Source organism: Pseudomonas sp. BF-R-19 (assembly GCF_019956445.1).
Lineage (GTDB): Bacteria > Pseudomonadota > Gammaproteobacteria > Pseudomonadales > Pseudomonadaceae > Aquipseudomonas > Aquipseudomonas fluorescens_BH.
This window is the reverse complement of record NZ_JAHBDN010000007.1, coordinates 1-4,546: the sequence shown is the minus strand read 5'-3', so window position 1 is coordinate 4,546 and position 4,546 is coordinate 1. Positions and strand designations below refer to the sequence as shown.

Annotated in this window: 4 protein-coding genes; all 4 read left to right on the top strand. The window is 62.4% G+C overall.

Annotated features, from left to right (window positions below; genetic code table 11):
* Positions 1 to 1,088: efflux RND transporter permease subunit (locus KGB28_RS00185; RefSeq protein ID WP_223440991.1), on the top strand; the 1,088-nt coding region annotated here is incomplete at its 5' end.
* 6 nt (positions 1,089 to 1,094) lie between these two features.
* On the top strand, positions 1,095 to 2,873 hold the full coding sequence (locus KGB28_RS00180) for an acyl-CoA dehydrogenase C-terminal domain-containing protein (protein WP_223440988.1): 1,779 nt from the start codon (positions 1,095 to 1,097) through the stop codon (positions 2,871 to 2,873).
* 146 nt (positions 2,874 to 3,019) lie between these two features.
* The gene (locus KGB28_RS00175; RefSeq protein ID WP_150725633.1) at positions 3,020 to 3,346 is read left to right on the top strand and encodes a Rieske (2Fe-2S) protein; all 327 of its coding nucleotides are present in this window, start codon (positions 3,020 to 3,022) and stop codon (positions 3,344 to 3,346) included.
* On the top strand, positions 3,343 to 4,353 hold the full coding sequence (locus KGB28_RS00170) for a YeiH family protein (protein WP_223440985.1): 1,011 nt from the start codon (positions 3,343 to 3,345) through the stop codon (positions 4,351 to 4,353). The genes KGB28_RS00175 and KGB28_RS00170 overlap by 4 nt, the downstream gene beginning before the upstream one ends.
* The last annotated feature ends 193 nt before the right edge of the window (positions 4,354 to 4,546 follow it).

Below are 4,546 nucleotides of genomic sequence, written 5' to 3'. Positions count from 1 at the left end.
TCGACAGCGGGGCGCCGGAGTTGCGCGCCGACTCGCGCTACAACCGCGACAACGCCTACATCACCCAGCATTACGCGCTGTCCAGCGACCTGTTCGCGGTGATGATCAAGACCGCGCCGGAAGGCTGCCTGAACTACAAGACCCTGGTCCTCGCCGATCGCCTGGCCTGGGAGCTGCAACAGTATCCGGGCGTGCAGGCGACCGCGTCCTTGGTCAACGCGGTACGCCAGATCACCGCCGGCACCTACGAAGGCAACCCCAAGCTCAACAGCATCCAGCGCAACCAGGACGTGCTGAACTACGCCGCCCAGCAAGCCTCGGTCAACTCGCCGGAGCTGTTCAACACCGATTGTTCGCTGATGCCGGTGATCACCTTCCTCAAGGATCACAAGGCCGAGACCCTGGACGCGGTGGTGGCGATTGCCGACCAGTTCGCCAAGGACAACAGCACCGCGGATCGCCAGTTTCTATTAGCTGCTGGCACTGCGGGCATAGAGGCGGCGACCAACATCGTGGTCCGCGAATCCAACCGCACCATGCTGCTGTACGTCTACGCGGCGGTGACGCTGTTCTGCCTGATCACCTTTCGCAGCTGGCGCGCCACGCTGGTGGCCCTGTTGCCGCTGGTGCTGACCTCGATCCTCTGCGAAGCCTTGATGGTGGCCATGGGTATCGGCGTGAAGGTCGCGACCCTGCCGGTGATCGCCCTCGGGGTGGGTATCGGCGTGGACTACGCCTTGTACCTGCTCAGCGTGCAGTTGCACTTCCAGCGCCAGGGCCTGCCTTTGTCCCAGGCCTACCGCAACGCCGTGTCCTTCACCGGCCGCGTGGTCGGGCTGGTGGGCATCACCCTCGCCGCGGGCGTGGTGTGCTGGGTCTGGTCGCCGATCAAGTTCCAGGCCGACATGGGCATCCTGCTGACCTTCATGTTCCTGTGGAACATGCTCGGCGCGCTGATCCTGATTCCGGCCCTGTCCTACTTCCTGCTGCGCGAACGGGCCCCTCAGCCCGGTTCTGTCGCGGCAACCGAAAACGCTGAATCCACTGAACGTCCCGGCATGCCGCATGCCGTGACCACTTCCGAGTAAGCCAAGATGTCTGATTACAAAGCTCCCTTGCGCGACATGCGCTTCGTCCTCAACGAGGTTTTCCAGGTGTCCCGGCTCTGGGCGCAATTGCCCGGCCTGGCCGATGTGATCGATGAAGAGACCGCCGCCGCCATCCTCGAAGAGGCCGGCAAGATCAGCGCCGAAGTGATCGCGCCACTGAACCGCGCCAGTGACGAACAGGGCTGCACCTGGAACGACGGCGCGGTCACCGCCCCGGACGGTTTTGCCCAGGCCTATCAAGCCTTCGCCGAAGGCGGTTGGGTGGGTGTCGGCGGTGATCCGCAGTACGGCGGCATGGGCATGCCCAAGGCGATTTCGGCGCAGGTCGAAGAGATGGTCAACGCGGCCAGCCTGTCGTTCGGTCTGTACCCGATGCTGACCGCCGGCGCCTGCCTGTCGATCAAGGCCCACGCCAGCGAAGAACTGAAAGCCACCTATTTGCCGAACATGTACGCCGGCACCTGGACCGGTTCGATGTGCCTGACCGAAGCCCATTCCGGTACCGACCTGGGCCTGATCCGCACCAAGGCCGAACCCCAGGCTGACGGCAGCTACACCATCAGTGGCAGCAAGATCTTCATCACCGGTGGTGAGCACGACCTGACCGAAAACATCATCCATCTGGTGTTGGCGCGCCTGCCCGATGCACCGGCCGGGCCGAAAGGCATCTCGCTGTTCCTGGTGCCGAAAGTGCTGGTCAACGCCGACGGCTCGCTGGGTGAAAACAACGCGCTGTCCTGCGGCTCCATCGAACACAAGATGGGCATCAAGGCCTCCGCCACCTGCGTGATGAACTTCGACGGCGCCACCGGCTGGATCGTCGACGCACCGAACAAAGGCCTGGCGGCCATGTTCACCATGATGAACTACGAGCGTCTGGGCGTGGGCATCCAGGGCCTGGCCCAGGGCGAGCGCTCGTACCAGAACGCCGTCGCCTACGCCCGTGACCGCCTGCAAAGCCGTGCACCGACCGGCGCGCAGCACAAGGACAAGGCGGCCGACCCGATCATCGTGCACCCGGACGTGCGCCGCATGCTGCTGACCATGAAAGCCTTGAACGAAGGCGGCCGTGCGTTCTCCAGCTACGTGGCCCTGCAACTGGACATCGCCAAGTACAGCGAAGACGCCCCGACACGCCAGCGCGCGCAGGACCTGGTGTCGCTGCTGACCCCGGTGGCCAAGGCCTTCCTCACCGACATGGGCCTGGAAACCACCCTCCACGGCCAGCAGGTCTTCGGCGGCCACGGCTACATCCGTGAGTGGGGCCAGGAGCAACTGGTGCGCGACGTGCGCATCACCCAGATCTACGAAGGCACCAACGGCATCCAGTCCCTGGACCTGGCCGGACGCAAAATCGTCGGCAGCGGCGGGGCGCTCTACCGTTTGTTCGCTTCGGAAATCCGCGAATTCACCGCCAACGCTGGCGCTGATCTTGCCGAGTTCACCCAACCGCTGAACGCCGCCGTCGCCACCCTCGACGACCTGACCGCGTGGTTGCTGGACCGGGCCCAAAACAACCCGAACGAAATCGGCGCGGCCTCGGTCGAGTACCTGCACGTGTTCGGCTACACCGCGTACGCCTACATGTGGGCGCGCATGGCCAAGGCCGTGATGAGCGGCGACGCCGAAGACGATTTCTACACCAGCAAACTGGCCACCGCGCGTTTCTACTTCGCCCGGTTGCTGCCGCGTATCCACTCGTTGAGCGCATCGGCCAAGGCCGGCAGCGACTGCCTCTACGAGCTGCAAGCCGATCAGTTCTGATCGAAAGGACAAGGAACCTTAATCATGATGGCGACAAAAATAATTCCACCCGTTAACGGGGTGAGCATTCGCCTATCACCGGAGCAGGTGCTCTACATGCCACCAGCGAATGCTGTTCGCGTCCCGTGCAATACCGGGCCTGTGACATGAGTCGGCGGATCGCAATAACGACGTCGCAGGTGCCGGCACCCGGCGAACGAATCCTGATCGTGGACGAAGACTTAAGCATTGCATTGTTCAACGTCGGTGGTCAGTTGTACGCCATCGATGACAGTTGCCCGCACCAGGGGGCTTCGTTGTGCGGCGGGCATCTTGAAGGGCAGATGATCAAATGTTGTGCCCACGGTTTACGTTTCGATCTGGGCAGCGGCTATTTGCTCAATTCGACCCGGCTGCGGGTCGCCAGTTATCCAGTTGAAGTCAGCGACAGCCAAACGTTCATTGTCATTGTTTCCGAGGAATACATCCCATGAGCAACATCGTGCTTGCCAGTGTCCAGAGTCGCGCAAGTGAGCTGGCGCCGGGCCTCGTCGTCAGTCTGATCGTTGCCGCCGCGGCGACCTTCCTTTCCGAGCATTACGGTGCGCCGGTGATGCTCTTCGCCCTGTTGCTCGGCATGTCCGTGAACTTTCTCGCCGGGGAAGGTAAGTGCAAGGCCGGCATCGAGTTCACGGCGCGCAATGTGCTGCGCATCGGCGTGGGGCTGTTGGGCATGCGTATCACGCTTGAACAGATCGCCGCTCTGGGCTGGAAGCCAGTGGCACTGGTGGTGATCGTGGTGGTGGCGACCATTGTGGTTTCAGTGATCGCGGCCAAGTTCCTGGGTTTCAAACGCATCTTCGGCCTGCTCACTGGCGGTGCCACGGCTATCTGTGGAGCTTCGGCTGCGTTGGCACTCGCCGCGGCGCTTCCCAATCACCCTCAGAAGGAGCGTGCAACCCTGTTCACTGTGATCGGTGTTTCGGCGCTATCCACCCTGGCGATGATCCTCTATCCGATGATTGCCAACTGGGCGGCCCTTTCCCCACAAGAAGCCGGAGTGTTCCTGGGGGCCACCATCCATGACGTCGCCCAGGTAGTCGGTGCCGGCTACAGCATGTCCACCGAGACTGGAGACACCGCCACCGTGGTGAAACTGATGCGGGTGGCCATGCTTGTGCCGGTGATTGTCTGCGCCGCACTCGTGACGCGCATGCAGGGTGCCGATCCGACCGGCAAGAGACCTCCGCTGCTGCCGACGTTCGCCGTCGGCTTCCTGATCCTCGCCTGCGTCAACAGCACCGGCTGGGTGCCAGCGCTGATCCAGAACGGGGTCAATGAGCTGTCGCGCTGGTGCCTGGTGATCGCCATCAGCGCGCTAGGCATGAAGACCCAGCTCAAGGAACTGGCCGCAGTCGGCATCAAGCCGATCCTGTTGATGATTGGCGAGACCGTATTCCTGGCTGTATTGGTGCTGTTGTTACTGCACTGGAACCGCTGACTGCCTACGGCGATCGTTTGTCTGGCGTTTCCAGTCAAATCTAACGACTGAGTGGCTGCCATTGGCCGATTGTGTTGAAAAAGTCGGGTTTTCAACTCGCCTGAACTCAGGCACGGCCACCATCGGAGAACCTACTCACCACATTGCGTGGTTTTTCGGCCCTTCGTTGACCATTGCCGCTCTGTTAGTGGGT

Coding starts and splice junctions, on each gene's coding strand:
- KGB28_RS00180 (WP_223440988.1), top strand. CDS start 1,095: ATGTCTGATTACAAAGCTCCCTTGCGCGACATGCGCTTCGTCCTCAAC.
- KGB28_RS00175 (WP_150725633.1), top strand. CDS start 3,020: ATGAGTCGGCGGATCGCAATAACGACGTCGCAGGTGCCGGCACCCGGC.
- KGB28_RS00170 (WP_223440985.1), top strand. CDS start 3,343: ATGAGCAACATCGTGCTTGCCAGTGTCCAGAGTCGCGCAAGTGAGCTG.